Origin of the sequence: Amycolatopsis sp. NPDC021455 (genome assembly GCF_040640995.1) — a bacterium.
Classification (GTDB): domain Bacteria; phylum Actinomycetota; class Actinomycetes; order Mycobacteriales; family Pseudonocardiaceae; genus Amycolatopsis.
The window spans coordinates 1-19,021 of sequence record NZ_JBFACT010000093.1 but is presented as its reverse complement, the minus strand read 5'-3'; the positions used below and the strand labels follow the sequence as shown (position 1 = coordinate 19,021).

The 19,021-nt window shown below is 70.9% G+C and carries 17 protein-coding genes; 6 read left to right on the top strand and 11 right to left on the bottom strand.

The annotated features are described in order from the left end of the window. Positions 1-26: 26 nt before the first annotated feature. On the bottom strand, positions 27-2,732 hold the full coding sequence (locus AB0G28_RS45270) for an AAA family ATPase (protein ID WP_361104403.1): 2,706 nt from the start codon (positions 2,730-2,732) through the stop codon (positions 27-29). 168 nt (positions 2,733-2,900) lie between these two features. Between AB0G28_RS45270 and AB0G28_RS45265 the strand changes: the two genes are divergently transcribed. The 3 genes from AB0G28_RS45265 to AB0G28_RS45255 are packed head-to-tail and all read left to right on the top strand — an operon-like array spanning position 2,901 to position 5,741. Then, positions 2,901-4,301, top strand: coding sequence for an MFS transporter (locus AB0G28_RS45265; protein ID WP_361104400.1), 1,401 nt, complete (start codon positions 2,901-2,903; stop codon positions 4,299-4,301). Between the two features lie 33 nt (positions 4,302-4,334). After that, positions 4,335-5,216 carry an SDR family oxidoreductase gene (locus AB0G28_RS45260; protein ID WP_361104397.1) on the top strand — a complete coding sequence of 294 codons (882 nt, stop codon included), beginning with the start codon at positions 4,335-4,337 and terminating at the stop codon, positions 5,214-5,216. 21 nt (positions 5,217-5,237) lie between these two features. Continuing rightward, the gene (locus AB0G28_RS45255; RefSeq protein WP_361104395.1) at positions 5,238-5,741 is read left to right on the top strand and encodes a Dabb family protein; all 504 of its coding nucleotides are present in this window, start codon (positions 5,238-5,240) and stop codon (positions 5,739-5,741) included. A 127-nt stretch (positions 5,742-5,868) separates the two neighbouring features. Here AB0G28_RS45255 and AB0G28_RS45250 read toward each other — a convergent pair whose 3' ends face one another. From AB0G28_RS45250 to AB0G28_RS45230, 5 genes are all read right to left on the bottom strand, one after another. Further along, positions 5,869-8,151 carry an FtsX-like permease family protein gene (locus AB0G28_RS45250; protein WP_361104392.1) on the bottom strand — a complete coding sequence of 761 codons (2,283 nt, stop codon included), beginning with the start codon at positions 8,149-8,151 and terminating at the stop codon, positions 5,869-5,871. Continuing rightward, the gene (locus AB0G28_RS45245; protein ID WP_361104389.1) at positions 8,148-8,837 is read right to left on the bottom strand and encodes an ABC transporter ATP-binding protein; all 690 of its coding nucleotides are present in this window, start codon (positions 8,835-8,837) and stop codon (positions 8,148-8,150) included. Before AB0G28_RS45245 ends, AB0G28_RS45250 begins: the two co-directional genes overlap by 4 nt. Beyond that, complete coding sequence (locus tag AB0G28_RS45240; protein WP_361104385.1) at positions 8,837-9,358, bottom strand: PadR family transcriptional regulator; 522 nt, start codon at positions 9,356-9,358, stop codon at positions 8,837-8,839. The genes AB0G28_RS45245 and AB0G28_RS45240 overlap by 1 nt, the downstream gene beginning before the upstream one ends. A 293-nt stretch (positions 9,359-9,651) precedes the next feature. Next, positions 9,652-10,662 carry a hypothetical protein gene (locus tag AB0G28_RS45235; protein ID WP_361104382.1) on the bottom strand — a complete coding sequence of 337 codons (1,011 nt, stop codon included), beginning with the start codon at positions 10,660-10,662 and terminating at the stop codon, positions 9,652-9,654. Positions 10,663-10,690: 28 nt separating this feature from the next. After that, positions 10,691-11,245: a sigma-70 family RNA polymerase sigma factor gene (locus tag AB0G28_RS45230; protein ID WP_361104380.1), complete on the bottom strand. Its 555-nt coding sequence runs from the start codon at positions 11,243-11,245 to the stop codon at positions 10,691-10,693. 175 nt (positions 11,246-11,420) lie between these two features. On the opposite strand from AB0G28_RS45230, the gene AB0G28_RS45225 reads away from it, so the two are divergent. The 3 genes from AB0G28_RS45225 (at position 11,421) to AB0G28_RS45215 (ending at position 15,293) form a co-directional block, all read left to right on the top strand. Further along, entirely contained in the window at positions 11,421-12,623 is a 1,203-nt protein-coding gene (locus AB0G28_RS45225) for a cytochrome P450 (protein ID WP_361104377.1), read from the top strand. Between the two features lie 333 nt (positions 12,624-12,956). Continuing rightward, on the top strand, positions 12,957-14,435 hold the full coding sequence (locus AB0G28_RS45220; RefSeq protein WP_361104374.1) for a non-reducing end alpha-L-arabinofuranosidase family hydrolase: 1,479 nt from the start codon (positions 12,957-12,959) through the stop codon (positions 14,433-14,435). 69 nt (positions 14,436-14,504) lie between these two features. Next, on the top strand, positions 14,505-15,293 hold the full coding sequence (locus tag AB0G28_RS45215; protein WP_361104371.1) for a phosphatase PAP2 family protein: 789 nt from the start codon (positions 14,505-14,507) through the stop codon (positions 15,291-15,293). On the opposite strand, the gene AB0G28_RS45210 is transcribed toward AB0G28_RS45215, so the two are convergent. The 5 genes from AB0G28_RS45210 to AB0G28_RS45190 form a co-directional block, all read right to left on the bottom strand. Next, positions 15,230-15,652, bottom strand: a complete 423-nt coding sequence (locus AB0G28_RS45210; RefSeq protein WP_361104368.1) for a S26 family signal peptidase — start codon at positions 15,650-15,652, stop codon at positions 15,230-15,232. The genes AB0G28_RS45215 and AB0G28_RS45210 overlap by 64 nt on opposite strands. Beyond that, a complete protein-coding gene (locus AB0G28_RS45205; RefSeq protein ID WP_361104365.1) occupies positions 15,649-17,466 on the bottom strand; it encodes an ABC transporter ATP-binding protein in 1,818 nt (605 codons plus the stop codon). The genes AB0G28_RS45210 and AB0G28_RS45205 overlap by 4 nt, the downstream gene beginning before the upstream one ends. Beyond that, on the bottom strand, positions 17,463-17,960 hold the full coding sequence (locus AB0G28_RS45200) for a TlpA disulfide reductase family protein (protein WP_361104362.1): 498 nt from the start codon (positions 17,958-17,960) through the stop codon (positions 17,463-17,465). Before AB0G28_RS45200 ends, AB0G28_RS45205 begins: the two co-directional genes overlap by 4 nt. Beyond that, positions 17,960-18,460 (bottom strand): MauE/DoxX family redox-associated membrane protein, encoded by a 501-nt coding sequence (locus AB0G28_RS45195; RefSeq protein WP_361104359.1) that lies wholly within the window; start codon positions 18,458-18,460, stop codon positions 17,960-17,962. The genes AB0G28_RS45200 and AB0G28_RS45195 overlap by 1 nt, the downstream gene beginning before the upstream one ends. Before the next feature lie 73 nt (positions 18,461-18,533). Beyond that, positions 18,534-18,701 (bottom strand): hypothetical protein, encoded by a 168-nt coding sequence (locus tag AB0G28_RS45190; RefSeq protein WP_361104356.1) that lies wholly within the window; start codon positions 18,699-18,701, stop codon positions 18,534-18,536. Positions 18,702-19,021: the final 320 nt, after the last annotated feature.

Below are 19,021 nucleotides of genomic sequence, written 5' to 3'. Positions count from 1 at the left end.
CCGCTGTTCGCGTCGGTGGGAATTGCCTACCCGCGTTCGCGGCCAAGCGAGTACTCGGCGAGGTCAGGCAGGTCTTTGAGCTGCCTGCGGGAGGTGACGCCGAGTTTGCGGAAGATGTTGCGCAGGTGGGCGTCGATGGTGCGGGGGCTGAGGTACAGGTTCGCGGCGACTTCCTTCGAGGTCGCGCCCGCGGCGACCTGTCGCGCGATGTGCGTCTCCTGCATGGTCAGCTGGTCATAGGTGTGCTCGGTGCGGCGGCGGGCCACCTCGCCGGTCGCGCGCAGCTCGTTCGCCGCGCGTTCGGCGAACGCCTCCATGCCCATCTCCGACAGCTGTTCGTGTGCGGTGTGCAGGTGTTCACGTGCGTCGCGGCGGCGGCCCTCGCGGCGTAGCCATTCTCCGTAGCGCAGGTGCGCCCGTGCGCGGTGTGGCGCCAGTGGGCTGTCGGCCAGTCGCTCGATGGCCTCTCGGTGGTCGTCCTCGGCGTCGGTGACGAGCGCTGTGGCGCCGGCGGCGATGCCGCGTGCCGTGCTGGTGCCGGCGGGTTCGGTGCGTTCGATGAGCGAGGCCAGCGCGGAGGTCGCGACGGCCTTCTCCCCGCAGCGGACCGCCGCCTCCACCAGTTCGGGCAGCGCGAAGCCGGAGACGAAGAGATCGCCGGCCTCCGTGGCCTTGGTGGCTGCCTGCAGCGCGTCGGGGTAGTCACCGGTTCCGTTGCCCAGCACGGCGGTGGCCCACTGGACGTTGGTGAGCAGTTGACCGGTGCCACGGCTCTTCGCGTCAGCGAACTCCTCCCGCGCCTCCCGGCGCCTGCCGCGCATCGCCGCCAGGTACACCCTCGGGTACATCTGAGGTACGTCGCCGGCGGCGTCGGCGATCGCTTCCTCTTCGGCGATCGCGGCCATGGCCTTCCCGAAGTCACCGGTGAGCACCGCGGCCAACGCCACTTGCGAAAGGCCGAGACGGATGGTGATCGGCGAGCCGGTGTTCCGCCCGGTCCGCACCAGCCAGTCGACGACCGCGGCATGCAGGTCGAAGTCCCACAGCTCGCCCGCGAGCACGGTGGTCAACCCCGGCGCGTGCGTCCAGTCGGCACCCTTGCCGGTGAGGACCCGCCTGAGCACGGGCACGCCTTCGCGGTGTCCCTTGGTGCGCAGCAGGATCAGCCCGTCGAGGAGGTCCGGTTGCTCCGCTGCCGGCGGGGCCGTGCGCGCCGCGTCGAGCACCCGGTCCATGACACCGCTGATCCGGCTGACGGCCATCGCCATCTCCGCCGCGGCCACGAAATACCCGCGCGACCGGGCCGGATCGTGTTCGGCGAGCCGCCGGGCCGCGCGCAAGATCAGGTCCGGTCCGCTGCCGGCCCCGTCCGCACCGCCGACCAACGCGATCTTCCCGCGCAACAGGTCGACGGACACGTGCCGGAGATCGTCGAGCGACCCGGTGTCGATGCTGGAGAGCAGGTCCGCCGCCGCGTCCGCCGCACCGGCGTCGAGCGTTGCCCGCGCGGCCGCGAGCGTGCGGTCGGTCCGCTTGTCCGGGTCGAGCGAGAGCGCCGCGGCACGTTCGAGGAACGCGGCGGCGGCGCCGACACCACCGCGCGCCTGCGCACGCGAGGCCGATGACTCCAACTCGGCGGCGACGTCTTCGTCCGGGCCGGCGGTGGCCTGGGCGCGGTGCCATGCCCGCCGGTCCGGTGCGGTGACCGGATCAGTGACCTCGGCCAAGGCCCGATGCGCCGGGTGCCGCTGGGCGGGTTCGGCCGCCCGGTACACCGCCGAGCGCGCCAGCGGGTGGCAGAACCGTACCCGCGCGTCGAACTCCACCAGCCCGGAGGCCGCCGAGTCCCGGCTCGCGGCGGGCACGTCGATGTCCAGCAGCTTCGCTGCTGTCCACAATAGACTCGCGTCTCCGGTCGGTTCCACGCTCGCTAGGATCAGCAGCAGCCGTGCGTCCGCGGGCAGGTCCGCCAGCCTGGTCCGGAAGCTCCACTCGATCCGGCTCACGACCGGCGACGGCGTAGGCAGCGCGAAGCCGCCGGCCTTCGGTAACTCGATCAGCGCCAGTGGGTTACCGCGTGCCTCGGCGAGAAGGCGTTCGCGCACCCGCTCGTCGAGCGTCCGGGTCTTCCCCTCGGCCAGCAACGCGCGGGCGTGCGTGTCGTCCAGGCCCTCGACGGTCAACCCGGGAAGCTCGTCGAACCCGGGGACGGCTTCCTGGTCGCGAGCGGCGAACACCATCGCGATCGGCTCGGCGGCGATGCGCCTCGCCAGGAAAGTCAACGCCTTCGCCGACGCGGTGTCCAACCAGTGCGCGTCGTCGACGAGGCACAGCAGCGGACGTTCCCTGGCCGCCGTGGCCAGCAGTTCGAGCGCGGCGAGGCCGACGCGGAACACCTCCGGCGTGCCGTCGGCCAACCCGAACGCGATCCGGAGCGCGTCGCGGTAGGAGGTGGCCAGATCATCCACCCGTGCCAGCACGGGAAGGCACAGCTGGTGCAGTGCCGCGAACGGGAGCTCGCCCTCGAATTCCGACCCGGACGCACGGATGATCCGGACCTTCCCCGCGGCCGCGTGTTCGAGGTGGTCCAGCAGGGCGCTCTTGCCGATCCCGGGTTCCCCGCGGACGACGAGCGCGCCGCCCTGCCCCCGTTCCGCGGCGGCGATCAACGCCCCGAGGCGACCGGTCTCGTCGTGCCTGCCGACCAGCGAACGAGCGGACTGCGTGGGCATGGTGCCAACGATAGGCGTGATGCCACCACTACGGCATCAGCTCTCCGGCGATAGGTGAGGGGATCTAGGCAACCGTCACCGACGCGAGCGCGGGCGTACTCACGCGACCGTTGGCTCAGCACCTCCTCAGCCAGCCGAAACGATGAATTCACGGGGAAGGACGAAATGATGAGCAGCCTTGTCATGGACCCCGGGGCGGTCACTCGCCCACGGATGTCGCGTGGGGTCGCGATGGCCGGCCTGGCGACCGCCATGTTCCTGGTCGTCCTCGACAGCGCGATGGTGAACCTCGCCGGGCCCACGATCCGTGCGGGCCTCGCGCTCACGGACCTCCAGCTGACGCTCGTGATCGACAGCTATCTGGTGCCACTCGCCGGCCTGTTGCTGCTGGGTGGCCGCCTCGCGGACCTGCTCGGCGGCCGGAAGGTGTTCCTGACCGGAATGGGCGCCTACCTGCTGGCCTCGGTCGTGTGCGCCGTCGCGACGAGCGGCGGGATGGTGATCGCCGCCCGGATCGGGCAGGGGATCAGTGCCGCGTTGGTCATGCCTGCCGCGCTCTCGCTGGTGCTCGCTCTGTATCCGTCCCGCGGCGAACGTACTCGCGCGATGGGCATCTGGGGCGCCGTCGCCGGTGCCGGCAGTCTGGTCGGCGTCTTCCTCGGTGGCTCACTGACCGAGACGCTGGGCTGGGAGTCGGTCTTCTGGACCCCGGTGCCGTTCGGCGCCCTCGGAGCCGTCATCGTGTGGCGCTCGGTGCCGTCCGTTCCGGTCCGGTCCGGGCACTTCGACGCGTTCGGCGCGGTCACGATCACGGCCGGGATCTCCGCTCTCGCGCTCGGCATGATCTCGGCCCCGGAAGCCGGCTGGGGCTCGCCGCTCGTCCTCGGCGGTATCGCGGCCGGTGTCGCGTTCCTGGTCGCGTTCGTGATCGTCGAGCGACGCTCAGCGCACCCCCTGGTGCCGCTCGGTGTCTTCGGCCGGAAGCCGGTGGTCCTGGCGAACCTCGTGATGCTGCTGGTCGGCGGCACTCTGACGAGCTTGTTCTTCCTCCTGCCGCCGTACCAGCAGGAGGTGCTCGGGATGAGCCCGCTGGAGACCGGGATGAGCCAGCTTCCCCTCGCCGCCATGATCATCGTGGGCAGCGTGCTCGCGCCGCTGGTCGCGAAGCTGATCGGTCTGACCCGCGCGCTACCGGTCTCCCTCGCCGTGCTGCTGGCCGGCCTGCTGTGGCTGGCGTTCGACCTGACGAGCAGTGGGTTCTCCGCGTCGTTGCTGGGCGCGTTCGTGCTGATCGGCGGCGGCTTGGGGCTCAGCGCGGTCAACGCCACCGCGATGTCGGTGCGCGACGCGACCGAAGGTGAGGCCGGCCTGCTCAGCGGACTGATCAGCGCCGCACAGCAGTTGGGCGGCGCCGTCGGGCTCGCCGGTCTCGTCGGGCTCGCCGCCATCAGCACCACGACGGCAACAGGCCAAGGCATCGACTTCACGACCGCGTTCCTGGGTGCGGCCTCGGGCATCGTCGTCGCCCTCGCGCTGTCGCTCTTCCCCTCCGCACGAACCCGCCGGTGACCGCCTCCGGCGAAACAGAGAACGGACAACACGATGAACTCGCCGAAACCCCCCACCGTGCTCGTGACCGGTGCGACCGGAACGGTCGGCTCCGCACTGGTACCCGCCCTGCAGGCCCGCGGCGCCACCGTCCGCGCGATGACCCGCAACCCCGGCCGGCCGGCCGCCCATGGGGAGAACACCGAAACCGTCACGGCCGACCTGAACGACCCGGAATCCGTCGCCGCCGCGTTGAAGGGCGTGGACGCGGTCTTCCTCAACAGTCCGTCGGCAGAGGATGCGGCAACGCTGCAAATCCGGTTCGCCGACCTCGCCCGGCAGGCCGGGGTGAGCCGGCTCGTGCTGCTGTCGCAGTACGCGGCGCGCGCGGACTCCCCGGTGCGGTTCCTGCGCTGGCACGCCGAGGTCGAAGCCCACGTGCACGAACTGGGCCTGGACCACACGGTGCTGCGCCCCAATCTCTTCATGCAGGGGCTGTTCGGCTTCGCCGGAATGATCGCCGCACAAGGTTTCTTCGCCGCACCGATCGGCGATGCCGCCGTGAGCCTCGTCGACGCGAGGGACATCGCCGAATCCGCCGCTGCCGTGCTGACCGGCACGGGGCACGCCGGCCGCACCTACACGTTGACCGGACCCCGCGCGGTGACGCACGACCAGATCGCCCGCGAACTCTCGATCGCCGCCGAGCGGGACATCACGTTCGTCGACGTCTCCGCGGAGCAGTTCGCCGCCGCGCTGGCGGGGATCGTCCCGCCGTGGCAGCTCGACGGCCTCGTCGAGGACTACGCCCACTACGCCCGAGGTGAAGCCGCCGAGGTGCACACCGCCGTCACGGACCTGACCGGACAGCCCGCACGTGATCTCGCCGATTTCGCACGCGACCACGCGGCGACCTTCGCTTCGACCCGACCCTGACCCACAGAAAGGACAGCTTCGATGATCTACCACGGCATTCGTTTCACCCTCAAGCCCGATGTCACGGAGGACGAGGTGGCGGCCGGTCTGGAGGGCATGCGCAAGGCAAGCCGAGCCATACCGTCCATCAAGTCGTTCGTCGTCGGCCGGGTCTTCGGCGGCGAGCACGATTACGGCGCGATTTCCATGCTCGAGGACGTTGAAGGCTACGAAGAAATGATGAACCACCCGGCCCACCTCGAAATCGACCGGATCGGACTGCCGTTGGTCGACAGGTTCGAGTCGTTCGACATCTCCGACGACCCGGACCCGGAGCTGGGCGAGAAGCTCGCCGAGATTCACCAGCGCCGATTCGACAACCTGCCCGACATCGCCGAACTGGTCTCCGGCATCGGCGAATACACCGGCACCGCCGCACCCGGGCAGCCGCCGGAGCAGGGTGGTGAGCGCCACGTCGAGTTCCAGTCGGGTGAGGTAGTCGGCCACCACCAGGGTGCTTCGATCCCCGCCCGGCAAAGCTGCTGATTTCCGACATCGTGTCCGAACTTTCCGGCGTGGTCCGCTCCGGGGCACCGAACCCCGACCGGTCCGGTGCGCCGGAGGCACTCGGCCGCACATCGGTACCAACTGCCACAACGAAAGCCGTGCAGGCTCATTCCGAGCGCAGCGTGTCCAATCGGGTCACTTGCCGCAGCAACGGCATCGTCAGACCGGTCACCAGCAGGACCGCCGCCACCGTGGCGCCCGCCAGTGCGAGCAGCACCGGGAGGTCGATGATCATCGGCCGGTCCGCGAGCCGCAGGATCGGCGCGGTCAGCCCCAGCCCCGCCGCGACCGCCAGCACCACGCCGACCACCACCGGAATTCCGGTCTGCCACAGCGCTCCGCGAGCCAGCACCCCGATCGGCACGCCGGCCGCCGACAGTGCCGCGAGCGGCCGCCGCCGTTCGCTGATCTGCTCGATCGACAGCATCAGCAGGCTCATCGCGGCCACCGCGAGCACGAACAGCGACGCGGTGATCAGCACCGAGCGGAAGCTCTCCACCATCTGCCGGTCGCGGGCGCGGAAATCGTCGAGGTAGTCGCTCTTGCCCGCCGAGGCGTTCCACGCGAGCGGGTTGACCGCCCTCGCGACGTCGTCGGTCAGCGCCTGCACGTCGCCGGTGCCCGACACGTAGACCGCGACCGACGAGTCCGGGAGGGCGAGGCCGCCGAGCGCGCCGGGCGTGACCAGCAGGCTGTCGCCCGCCGCGTCGGTCGCCTGCACGACCTTGACACCGGCCGGGACCGTCCACTCCGGACCGTTCACTTCCCCGCCGCGGGAGTAGCCCTGCAGCTGCAGCTTGCCGGCCGGCGCCGCGCCGCCCCGGTCCGACACCAGCGAGAACACGTCGCCGTCGGAGCAGGCGCCGATGTTCGCCCGCGCCCTGAGCGCCACGCAATCGCCGACCATGAGGTAGTCCCGCTCCTCCCCGGACCGGAACGCCAGGTTCCTGGCCGGGTGCACGCCGGTCACCCCGGGCACGGCGGACACCAGCTTGCCGACCTCGGCCTCGTGCGCGGCGGTGGTGTCGACCCGTACCGGGACAGCGGCCAGGCCGTCCGGTGTGGCCTGCCGGTCGGTACCGCTGCCGAGCGAGGTGATCACGCCCTGGATCAGGATCGTGCCGGCCAGCACGACGACCAGGCCGGACACCACGCGGCTGGCGGTCCCGCTGTCCAGCTGCAGCCGCCGGATCGCGAGCTGCCACGACGGCGGACCGCCGTTCAGTCGCTCCACGAGCCGCTCGACCAGCCACGGAAGCAGGGCCGCGACGCCCACCAGCAGGAACACGCTGCCCGCCGAAAGCGCCACCCCGGTGGCTGTGCCGCCTTCGCCACGGTCGAAAGCCAGAGTGGTGGCCAGGAACAGCGCGCCGATCGTGGTGAGCGCCCAGCGCCACCACATCCGCCGCCGCACCGGCTTGCCCTGGCGGACCACACCGAGCGGTTCGACGATCGTGCGGCGCAGCCCGAACAACGCCGAGCCGACCGCCAGCCCGGGCACCAGGAGCACGATCACCACGACGAGCGGCCAGGACGGGACGAGGTCCTCCGGGAAGATCCGCAGGCCGAACGGCAGGATGTCGGCGACGAACGTGCGCAGCACGGCGAAGAACCCGATCCCGGCGGCGAGCCCGATCACGGCCCCGACCAGTGATTCGGCCGCCGCGACCCGTTTGACCTGCCGGGAGTCCAGGCCGACCAGCCGCAGCGCGGCGAGCCGCCGTTCCCGTTGCGCCGCACCCATCCGCGACGCGGTGGTCACGAAGATCAGCAACGGCAACAGCAGCACCGCCGCGATCGGCAGGATGACGCCCAGCATGAGCGCCGACACCCCGAGCCCGGTGTAAGGCACGCCGAACGCATAGACCTTGCGGCCGTCGGCCTCGGCCTCGATCTGCGCGGCCGGCACCCCGTAGTACGCGCTGAGGTCGCCCGCGCCGGCGACGCCTTCCCGCGAGATCCGGCCGGCCACGTGCCCCGGCAACTGCGCTTTCAGCGAACTGCCGCCCGGCGCGGCCAGCTTCGCGGCGAGCTCCGGCGACACGGCGAGCTCGCCCGGCGCGGGCAGCCGGCTGAGCCCCGGCGGCACCGGCGAGTTCGACCCGGTCGCCGCGACCGCGGCGACCCGCACGAAGTCGTCGCCTGCCGACGCGTACCAGTTGTAGACCAGTAGCGGGGCCACGCCCGCGCGAGGCTGGGTGACCTGCGCGATGGACGCCTTGCGCTCCGCCTGCGCGCCGACGAGGTGGTGGACCGCCGCCGCGGGCAGCAGCACGGCGACCGCGAGCGCGATCCCGAACGCGGTCATCGCGAGGCGCAGCAGCGCCGCGCCGGACATCCGGCCGCCCCCGACGGCCAGCCGGAGTCCCAGCGCCAGATCCCGCATCATGCGACCAGCTCCCGGTCGACCGTGTGCCCGTCGACCACCATGATCTCCCGGTCCGAATAGGCCGCCACGCGCGGCTCGTGGGTCACCAGCACCACCGCGGCGTGCGTTTCCCGTGCCGCCTGGGTGAGCATCCGCATGACCTTCTCGCCGTTGAGCGAGTCGAGCGCGCCGGTCGGCTCGTCCGCGAAGACCACCTTCGGCCCCGTCACCAGGGCCCGCGCCACCGCGACCCGCTGCGCCTGCCCGCCGGACACGTCACCGGGACGGCGCTTCGCCAGCCCGTCGACCTCCAGCCGGGCGAGCCATTCGGTCGCCTTGGCCTCGGCCTGCTTCCGCTTGGTCCCGATCAGCCGCAGCGGAAGCGCCACGTTCTCGAGGCAGGACAGCTCGGGGACGAGCTGGCCGAACTGGAACACGAACCCGAACTCGGTGCGCCGCAGCGCACTCCGTCCCCGGTCGTCCATCCCGACGAGGTCGGCGCCGTCGTAGGTGATGGTGCCCGAGTCCGGTCGGAGGATGCCGGCGAGGCAGTGCAGCAACGTCGATTTGCCCGACCCGGACGAGCCCATGATCGCGAGCACCTCCCCCGCCGAGACGGACAGCGCCGCCCCGTCGAGCGCCCGCGTCCGGCCGAACGACTTGTCCAGTCCTTTGCCGACGAGCAACGGCGTTCCCGGCCTGGTCATCAGCGCACCGCCTTCTCGAGTTCGCCGAGGCGCGCGGCGGTGAGCTCCAGCCACCGCAGGTCCGCCTCGAGGTGGAAGAGCGCGTGATCGCAGATCAGCTGATCGGCGAGGTCGCCCCCGTTCTTGCGTTTGGTGAGCGCACGCATCACGTTCAGGTGCTCGCCGCGCTGGACGTCGAGCACGTCGGAGGCGCTGCGCCCGGACAGCAGCGCGAGCACCACCTTCGTGTAGAGCGTGTTCTGCAGGTACGGCTGCGGGTTTTCCGGAGTGCGCAGCCACGTTTCGACGTCGGTGACCCCCGCGTCGGTGATGGTGTAGCGCTTCCGGTCCGGTCCTTCGCCGCTCTCGACGCCCGCCACCTCGACCATGCCGTTGCGCAGCAGTCGTGACAACGTCGAATAGACCTGGCCGTAAGCAAGCGGGCGGTCCTGGCCGAACTGCTCGTCGTACGCCCGCTTCAGGTCGTAGCCATGCCGCGGGCCGGATTCGAGCAACGCGAGCAAGGTATGCGAAACCGACATTCTCCCTGTCCCTCCTGACCCGGAGTCCGGGCTCGGCGATCACTATACCGGAGGTGTATACCTTGCGTGTATACCGTCGCGATGTGGTGCGTCTCCGCAGGTCAGCAGGCACAGCCGGGTGGGGATGATCGCGCGCAGGCGGCAGTGAGGGGTCAGGGGTTCGAGTCCCTTGGCTCCACTCCAAGGAATCGTCGCCGCTCCGGCATGGTTCAGAACAGCGACGACGCACAGACAGAACTGTCCTGGGAGGGCCGAGATGATCTCGGCCCTCCCAGGACAGTTCCGTACGAGGATCAGATCTTGCCCGCGGCCACGTCGGCGAGGGTCACGCGGGAGGACTTGTAGTTCACCACATAGCGCTTGGACGATTCCGCCGAGGTGATCTCCTCACGGATCGGCAGGCCGTTGCCGGCGTTGATGGTGAGGACGTCCGTGCCGCCGCCCAGAATGGCGGGGGGCGGGGTGAGGGTCAGCGCGGGCTGGCCGTCGACGGTGGTCTTGCCGACGACCATGTCCGGGATGGTCGCGTACAGCTTCAGCACGCCCGCGCGGACCTCCGCGTCGGCGGCGTTGGCGAACAGCGCGTGTTCGGTGTTGCTCCACAGGTGGTTGTTGATCAGGTTTTCCAGGTCCTTGCCCGTCGGACGCGGTTTGGGGCCGGGAAACGGCTTGCCCATCTTGCGGAACATCTCCGCGGTCTCCGCTTGGGCGGCCGCCCAGGCCTTTTCGGCCTCGGCGGGGCTCAGGCCGACTCCCAGAGGATTGCCGGACGCGGTGATCATCGCGATCCTCGCCTCGTCCACGTCGCCGTTCGCGGCGAGGCGGGCCGCCGCCATCACCTTCCCGTCGTACGGCGTGGCAGGCTCGGCGTCACCCTTGGCGACCGCGTCCACCAGGCTCTTCGCCGAGTCGCCCGTGAACTGCCGGCCCTTGTCGGTGTAGAGGGTGTAGTTGAGGTCCGGTTTGTCGTCCCGCCCGAACTTCGTGTTGATGATCAGCGACGCGTCTCCTGGCTGCGTGCCGGCCGCCTTGACCGCGGAGGCCAGCTTCACCAGCGGTGCCTCGACCGCCTGCGGGGCCGGGCCGGACGGGCCGGCCGGGACGCTGCCGCCTGTCGTACCCACCACCACAGCCGCCGCGACGGCTGCCGCGCCCGCGGCGGCGACGCCGGCCTTGGGCCAGGAGAACCAGCGCTTCGGTCGCACGACCGTGGCCACGGGTTCCTCCATCGCCGTCCGCAGTGCCGCGCGGGCACGGTCGTAGGCCTCGGGACCGGGGGACGGCACGTCACGCAGATTCTTCATGAGATCCATTTCGTCCATGAGTTGTCTTTCATGTCGTCGGGACTTGCAGCAGCGCGACCACTTCGGGGGCTTCACGCAATGCCTTGCGCGCCTGGTGCAACAGGCGGCGGGCCGTGCCGGCCGGGATGTCGAGCACCCGCCCGGCCTCGGCGACGGTCAGGTCTTCCCAAGCGACCAGGCCCAGCACTTCCCGCTCTTCCGGTTTGAGCCGAGCCAGTGCCCTGCCCAGCAGTGCCTGCGTGTCCACGCGGGCATCCACCGCCGGCCAAGGATCCCAGTCACTCGCCACGCCGGTCAGGTCCGACGCCGGCTCCTCGGCCGGTTCGGACCGCCAGTGCCGGCGCAGCCTGTTCAGCGCGACGCCGTACAACCAAGGCCTGGCTTCGGGATACGAACGGTCGTAGTTCGCACGGGACTCGTAAGCCGCCACCCACACATCGCCGAGCACGTCCTCGGCGGCCTGCCGCCCCACTCTGCGCGCCAGATAGTTCCCGAGCGCGGTCTCGTGCCGGCTGATCACTTCCACGAAGGCATCGGTGTCTCCGCGCAGCGACCTACCGATCAGTTCCGCGTCTGACGACATGAAGCTCCTCGGGTTTCGCTTCGCCCTGACACCCCGTCTTTGCCAACGCGCGCCCAAAGCGTTCAGGGCCGGCCTCCGGCACGCGCGATCCCTTTACAGTCCGAGCAGAACTGGATCACACTGTCGGCGGGCACACCAGGCCATCGTCGCTTCGGCACGGCAACGGGAGAGCGCGATGACAGCGCACGATCGACCACCACTGTTCCCGTTCGAGGCACCGCCCTCGACCGACCCGGCCGCCGAGGCGATCCGGATGCTGCACACCGATCCGGTGCCCTTGGTCCGGTTGGCCGGCGGGCACGAGGTGCGGCTGGTCACCCGCTACGACGACGTCCAGCGCGCGATGTCCGATCCCAGGATGAGCCGCGCCGCCCTGGCGACACCGGACGCACCCACCATCGTCCCCGGCCTGCAGTCACCGGACATGATGCCGAACATGGACCCACCCGACCACACGCGACTGCGTCGGCTGGTGGCCAAGGCGTTCACCCTCGGCAACGTCGAACTCCTGCGCCCGAGAGTGGAGACGGTCGCGGCCGGCCTGATGGACCGGATGCTGGCCGCCGGACCGCCGGCGGACCTGGTCGGCGCCCTGGCCGAACCACTGCCCGGCATCGTGATCTGCGAACTGCTCGGCATCGCCCACGACGAGCGCGAACCCTTGCTCGCCTTCATCGAAGCCATGTCCATCACCACCACGTTCGACCAAGAGGCGTTCGCGGCGACCGGCGCCGTCGCCGCGTCGCACCTGCTCGGCTTGATCGAGCGCAAACGTCACCACCCCGGCGACGACCTGCTCTCCGGACTGACCCAGGTGCACGACGAGGACGGCGATCGGCTCAGCGAAGCCGAACTGCTGATCACCGTGATGCTGCTGATCGGCGCCGGCCAGGAGACCACCATGGCTCAGCTGGCCAAGTCCGTGCTGTTGCTGTCCCACCACCCGGACCAGTGGGACCGCCTGGTGGCGGCGCCCGATCTGGTGCCGAACGCGGTCGAGGAACTGCTCCGGGTCGTTGCCCTGGGACACGCCGGGCAGCCGAGAATGACCCGTGAGGACGTCGAATTCTCCGGCCGGACCGTCGAAGCCGGCACCACGGTGTTCCCGGTCGTGAACGCGGCCAACCGGGATCCTGCCGTCTTCCCCGATCCGGACCGGTTCGACGTGGACCGCCGCGAGGCGGCCCGCCACCTGTCGTTCGGCCGGGGGGCGCACTTCTGCCTCGGCGCGCCGCTGGCCAGGATGGAACTGCAGGTCGCGTTGCACGCCCTGGTGACCAGGATGCCCGGCCTACGGGTGGCCGAGCGGGACGACGAGCTGGCGTGGCAGCCCGAGAGCCTGACCCGAGGACTGCGGCGGCTCCTGGTCACGTGGTGAACCCGGGTTCGATCTTCGGTGATCTCGGAGGTCGACCCCAGCAGGCCGGAACCAGATTATTTTACGAATCTTGTTCATATTCGCGCATCCCGCCGCCCGACTTCTCGCGAAAACCTTCCCGCGGCATCTTGACGCCGCCGACCTCATCGTTCACAGTCCTCGTGGCACCCTCAGCACACCGCTGACTCACTCCCCATCCCTCCATCCCCCTATCCCCACCCGGCTCGCGGCCGGAAATGTTAGCGCTAACAGCTTCTCGCCTGGACTGTTGCCCGTGCGTGGGTGCCGCCGGGAGCCGCAACGATGCGGCCCCTCCTGAAAGGACAGATGCTCATGTCGGTCGGGTTTGCGAGGACCGCGAGGTGGCGGCGGTCGGGATTGGCCGCCGCGGTGGTCGTGACAGTCGCCGGCGGGTTGCTCGCCGCCGTCCCTTCCTCGGCGTCGGCCGCCACTGTGGACACCGCCGCCTGGTATGTCCTGCTCAACCGCAACAGCGGCAAGGCCCTCGACGTCAACGGCGCCTCCACCGCCGACGGCGCCGGCCTCATCCAGTGGACCCGCACCAATGCCTCCAACCAGCAGTTCCAGTTCGTGGACGCCGGTGGTGGCTACTACAAGCTGCGGGCGCGGCACTCCGGCAAGGTCGCCGATGTGCAGGGTGCCTCGACCGCCGACGGCGCCCCCGTCGTGCAGTGGCCCGACAACGGCGGTGCCAACCAGCAGTTCAGTCTCACCGACTCCGGGAGCGGGTACGTCCGGCTGGTCAACCGCAACAGCGGCAAGGTCGTCGACGTCCAGGGCGCTTCGACCGCCGATGGCGCGAACGTGGTTCAGGCGAGCAGCTCGGCCGGCAACGACCAGCAGTGGCAGCTCGTCCAGGTCGACGGGGGCAGCGGCACCGGCACCTGCACGCTGCCGTCGACGTACCGCTGGTCCTCGACCGGCCCGCTGGCGAACCCGAAGTCCGGGTGGGTCTCGCTCAAGGACTTCACCAACGTCGTCTACAACGGCAAGCACGTCGTCTACGCCACGACGCACGACACCGGGTCGAACTGGAAGTCCACGAGCTTCAGCCCGTTCACGAACTGGTCCGACATGGCCACCGCGAGCCAGAGCGACATGTCCTTCGGTGCGATCGCGCCGACACTGTTCTACTTCGCCCCGAAGAACATCTGGGTGCTCGCCTACCAGTGGGGCGGCCCGGCCTTTTCCTACCGCACCTCGAGCGACCCGACCAACCCCAACGGCTGGTCGTCGCCGCAGACGCTGTTCACCGGCAGCCTCCCCAACGGAGCCCCGATCGACCAGACCCTCATCGGCGACGACACGAACATGTACCTGTTCTTCGCCGACGACCTCGGCAACATCTACCGCGCCACCATGCCCATCGGGAACTTCCCCGGCAGCTTCGGCTCGAGCTACACGAAGATCATGAGCGACAGCGTGGTCAACCTGTTCGAAGCGCCCGAGGTCTACAAGATCCAGGGCCAGAACCAGTACCTCATGATCGTCGAGGCGCGGGGGACCAACGAGCGGCGCTTCTTCCGTTCGTTCACCGCCACCAGCCTGAGCGGCACCTGGACGCCGCAGGCCGCGACCGAGAGCAATCCCTTCGCGGGCAAGGCCAACAGCGGCGCCACCTGGACCAACGACATCAGCCACGGTGACCTGGTGCGGACCAACCCCGACCAGACCAAGACCGTCGACCCCTGCAACCTCCAGTTCCTCTACCAGGGACGCGACCCCAGCTCCGACGGCACCGACTACGGTCTGCTGCCGTACAAGCCGGGCTTGCTGACGCTGCAACGCTAGCCGGTTCCGTGACGCGGGGCGGGCTCGGCGCAAGCCGGGCCCGCCCAGGCCGTCGGTTAGGGTGACCGCGTGCGGATCCGGGGAAACGCGCTCATCCGGAGTGTCGGCGGACGACCTGCCGTACTCGTCGAACTGACGCTTCTGCTGCTCTGGTTCGTGCTCTTCGCGCGGCTCGATGCCGCTGTGGGCAAGGACTTCGCGACCGCCCACGCCAACGCACTGGCCCTGCAGTCCGCGGAACACGCCGTGCACATCGACATCGAACGCAGCGTGAACGGCCGGCTGGCCGCGCATCCGGTCCTGAGTCAGCCGGCGGTGTACCTGTACCGGCTGTACTACGTCGTGGTCGCCGGCGTCCTGGTGTGGGTGTTCGTCCGGCACGCCGACGTCTACCGCCGGGTCCGCCGGACGATGATCGCGATGATGGTCCTCGTCCTGCCGGTCTACTGGGCGGTGCCGATGTCGCCGCCGCGGTTCGCGCTGCCGGGCGCCGTCGACGTCGTCGCCCGGTACGACATCTTCGACGTCGATAGCTGGACCCGGCCCACCCACTACACCGCCATGCCCAGCATGCACGTCGGCTGGTCGCTGTGGTGCGCGTACGCCGTTTGGTCCGCGCTGCGCGGCACGCGTCCACGCTTGGCACTGGTGGCGTGGCTGTTCCCGCTTCTCATGGCGGCCGACGTGCTCGCCACGGCGAACCACTACGTGCTCGACATCGCGGGCAGCGTCACGCTGCTGGCCGTCTCCGTCGTCGCCGCGGCTCTCTGGGGCCGCTGGATGTCGCGCCGCCGTCACTCGCGGGAGACGAGCCGCACCACCACGCCGACCACCCTGTCCCGCGGCACGAACCCGTAGTGCCGGGAGTCCCAGCTGGCCGGCCGGTTGTCCCCCAGGACCACGGCGCAGCCGGGCGGCACCACCGCGCCGGCGAGGCCGTGGACGTCCGGCTCGGCCCAGCTCGGCGGCACGCGGTCGCCGGGGACCGCCACCACGCGCTTGAGCAGCAGCTGCTCCCCCGCCGGCGCTCCGCTCGGCAACCGCGGGTAGCGCAGCAGCGCCACCTGGCCACGCCGCGGACGGCGGGTCCGGCGCACCAGAACCCGGTCGCCCGACCGCAGTTCCGGTGCCATGCTCGTACCGTCCACTGTGGTCAGGATCAGCACGCGGCGGGCGACGAAGACGGCCAGCAGTCCGACGAAAACGAGCCTTTTCACGGCACGGCCTGGTAGCCGTCGGCCTGCAGGCGGAACAGGCGCGCGTAGCCACCGTCGTCGGCGAGCAGGCTCTCGTGCGTTCCCAGCTCGCTGACCCGGCCGTCCTCGAGGACGGCGATGCGGTCGGCGTCGCGCACCGCGCTCAGCCGGTGGGAGATCAGCAGGCTCGTGCGGCCCTGCCGGTGCTCGCGGATGCGTGCGTGCACCTCGTGTTCGGCCTCCGGGTCGAGGCCGGAGCTCGGTTCGTCGAGGATCATCAGGTCGCGTCCCTCCCGGACGAGCGAGCGGGCGAGCGCCAGGCGCTGCCACTGACCGCCGGAGAGCACCACACCGGTCGACGTGTCCTCGGTGCCGATTTCGAAGATCCGGGTCAGCGGCGTGTCGTACCCGCTCGGCAGCGCGGCGATCCGGTCGTGCGCGCCCGCGCGGGTCGCGGCGGCCACCAGCCGGTCCCGGTCGTCCATCGCCGACAGCTCGCCGAGGCCGATGTTCTCGGCCGCGGTCATGTCGTAGTTCATGTGGTCCTGGAACACGGCGCTGATCCGCTCGCGCAGCAACGCGGGCGGGATGTCGCGCAGGTCCACGCCGTCCCAGAGGATCCGCCCGCGCGTCGGGTCGTACATGCGGCACAGCAGCTTCACGAGCGTGCTCTTGCCCGCGCCGTTCAGGCCGACGAGCGCGACCGCGGCGCCGTGCGGGATGGTGAGGTCCACCCCGCGCAGCACCCACGGGTGTTCGTCGCTGTAGCGGAACCACACGTCCCGCAGCTCGATCCCCTGGCGCAACGCGGGGACCGGGATCCCCGACCGGCTCGGCAGATCGGGTTCCGCGCGGACCACGGCGACGTAGTGCGCGAACGACAGCAGCCGGGCCTGGCCGTTGGCGATCGACGACGCGAGCGTGCCGAGCGCGGCCTGCACCCCGGCGACGGCGGCCACGAACATCGAGACGTCACCGGCGCTGAGCGAACCGTCACGCGCCGACGTGATCGCCCACCAGAGCCCCGCTCCGGCGACGGTCGCGCTCAGCGCCGTCAGCCCGCCCATGGTCTGCAGCTCGCGTTCGTCCATGCGGCGCTGGGCTTCGTTGGCGCTGCGGCGCTCGTCCATCAGCCGGGCGCGCAGGAACGCCCCGATGCCGAACAGCCGGATTTCGGTCGCGGCGGGGATGCCGGTGAGCAGCTGGCCGTAGAAGAACTCGCGCCGGGTGAAGCGTTCGATGCGCCACTCCACCGCGGCGCGGCGCCGGGCCAGCAGCAGCTCGGCGAGCAGCGCGGGGACCGCGGCGGCCAGCACGACCCCGGTCATCGCCGGGCTCAGCAGGAGCAGCGAGCCCAGGAACCCGACGAGCGAGAGCGTCCCGCTGAGCACACCGCCGACGCCGTCGACGATCTCCGGCATCCGGCCGCAGCTCTCCTGGGCCAGCCGCAGCCGGTCCTGGTAGGCGGGGTTCTCGAAGGTGCGCAACCCGATCTGCCGGCCCAGCGCGGCGAACAGCCGGTCGGTGGCGACCGTGCTCGCCGCGCGGCCGATCTGCGCGCGGACGTAGTGGGCGACCACGGGCAGCGCGGCGACGGCGAGCCCGGTGAGCACCAGCGCCGCGGCGAGGCCGCCGACCGCGCCGGTGCGCTCGACGAGCCGGTCGAGGACGAGCTTGGTCAGCCAGGCGGTGGCGATCGGCGCGGTGGCCGCGGCCGCGGTCATCACCAGGAGGGCCGCCAGCCGTGCCGGGCCGGACCGCCACAGCAGCCGGGCGGCGGCCCCGGCCGCCGCCCGCACCTGGTCCGCGCCGATCCGCGTTTCCGCCACCGTCACCGCCCGGCGGGTACGGGGAGTTCGTGCACCCGGCCGGCGGTCGCGGCCACCCGGCCGTCGGCGACCACGTACAGCGCGGGCGTCCAGGTGTTGCGGAACGCGGCGGCGACCGGGCCGCCGTCGAGGTCCGCCGTCACCACGTGGGCGACCTCGGCGAGCGCGCGCACGGTGTCCGGCTCGTCGCCACCGAAGACGGCGAAGACGTTGCCACGGCCCTGCGCGCGGGCGTAGGCGAGGAAGTCCGGCAGGGTTTCGTGGCAGGCAGCGCAGTCGGCGGAGAAGAACGCCACTGTGCCGTTCAAGGAGGCGAGGGTGAGCGGCTCGCCGTCGGTCGTGGTGACGGCGAACTCGCCGACGGCCGAACCGGGGCGCAGCGCGAACGGCGTCCCGGACGCCGTCCGGGCCCGCATCCGGCGCAGGATCCCGACGGTCAGGAGCAGGTTCAGCAGGCACAACAGGCCGAGCAGCACCAGGGCGGCGACGACGAAAGGCATCAGGAACTCCTTGCGAACACGACGGCGATGTCGTCCACGGCGATGACGAGCACGGCCACCACCACCCCGGCCGCGAAGGCGACGGCGGCCCCGGCGACGGGCGGCAGGTGCTCCGGCGCGAGCGCACCGAGGACGGCGAAGCAGATCAGCACGGCGTTGCGGACCAGGTGACGCGGCCCGACCGGGGTTTCGGTCGCGCCGAAGCAGCGGCACGGCGTCCGCAGCCCGCGTCGCAGCGAAGCGGCGATCGCGGCGGTGAAGGCCAGCAGCAACCCCGTGGCGAGGACGAAGCCGGCCACCGCGGTGACCAGCACGAGGACGGCGGAAGCCAGTTCGGTGACCACGACGGCCACCGACACCCCGGGGACCCAGGCCACGGGCATGGGCACCAGCACGGGAACCGACCGGGCGAACCCGCGGAAGTCCCGCAGCTTCGAGAACGACGAGGCGGCGAAGACCACGGCGATCACCGCCGCGGCGGCGGCGCGCACGTACTCCATGTCACTCCCTCCATACCGGGTGGTGTCCGCGGGGAAGGCGGCGGACACCACCCGGCACGCTCACCGGAGCGGATCAGCAGCTGCTGCGGATCTTGGTCCACTCGCAGCCGTCCTGCGGGCAGCAGAAGCGGTACCAGTAGCCGGGGTGGCCCGCGGCGTTGCAGAAGTACTGGCCACTGCAGGCGGAGGCCTTGGCGGTGGGCACGATCCGGTTGAGCACGCGGTCGATCAGGCGCCCCATGATTTCTCCCTTCGACGTGGATGTGTCCAAGGAGCGGGAAGCGTTTCCGCGATCCCGCACCGGCTGCGAGCATCGCGGTCACGGGCGGCGCCGGGCAGCAATCCCGGACGAACCCGGACGCCGCCGCCTCAGCTCGGCTCGCACGCCCGGCTCGGCTCGCGCGCGCCCGGCTCGGCTCGCGCGTCCGAGGTCCGTCACCCGCGGCCCACCAAAGCGCCCCAATGTGGCGTTCGGTGCGTCCAACGCACCCAATGTGGCGTTCGGTGCGTTGGACGCAACCAACGCCACATTGGGGCGCTTGGGGCCGGCTCGTCGCGGCA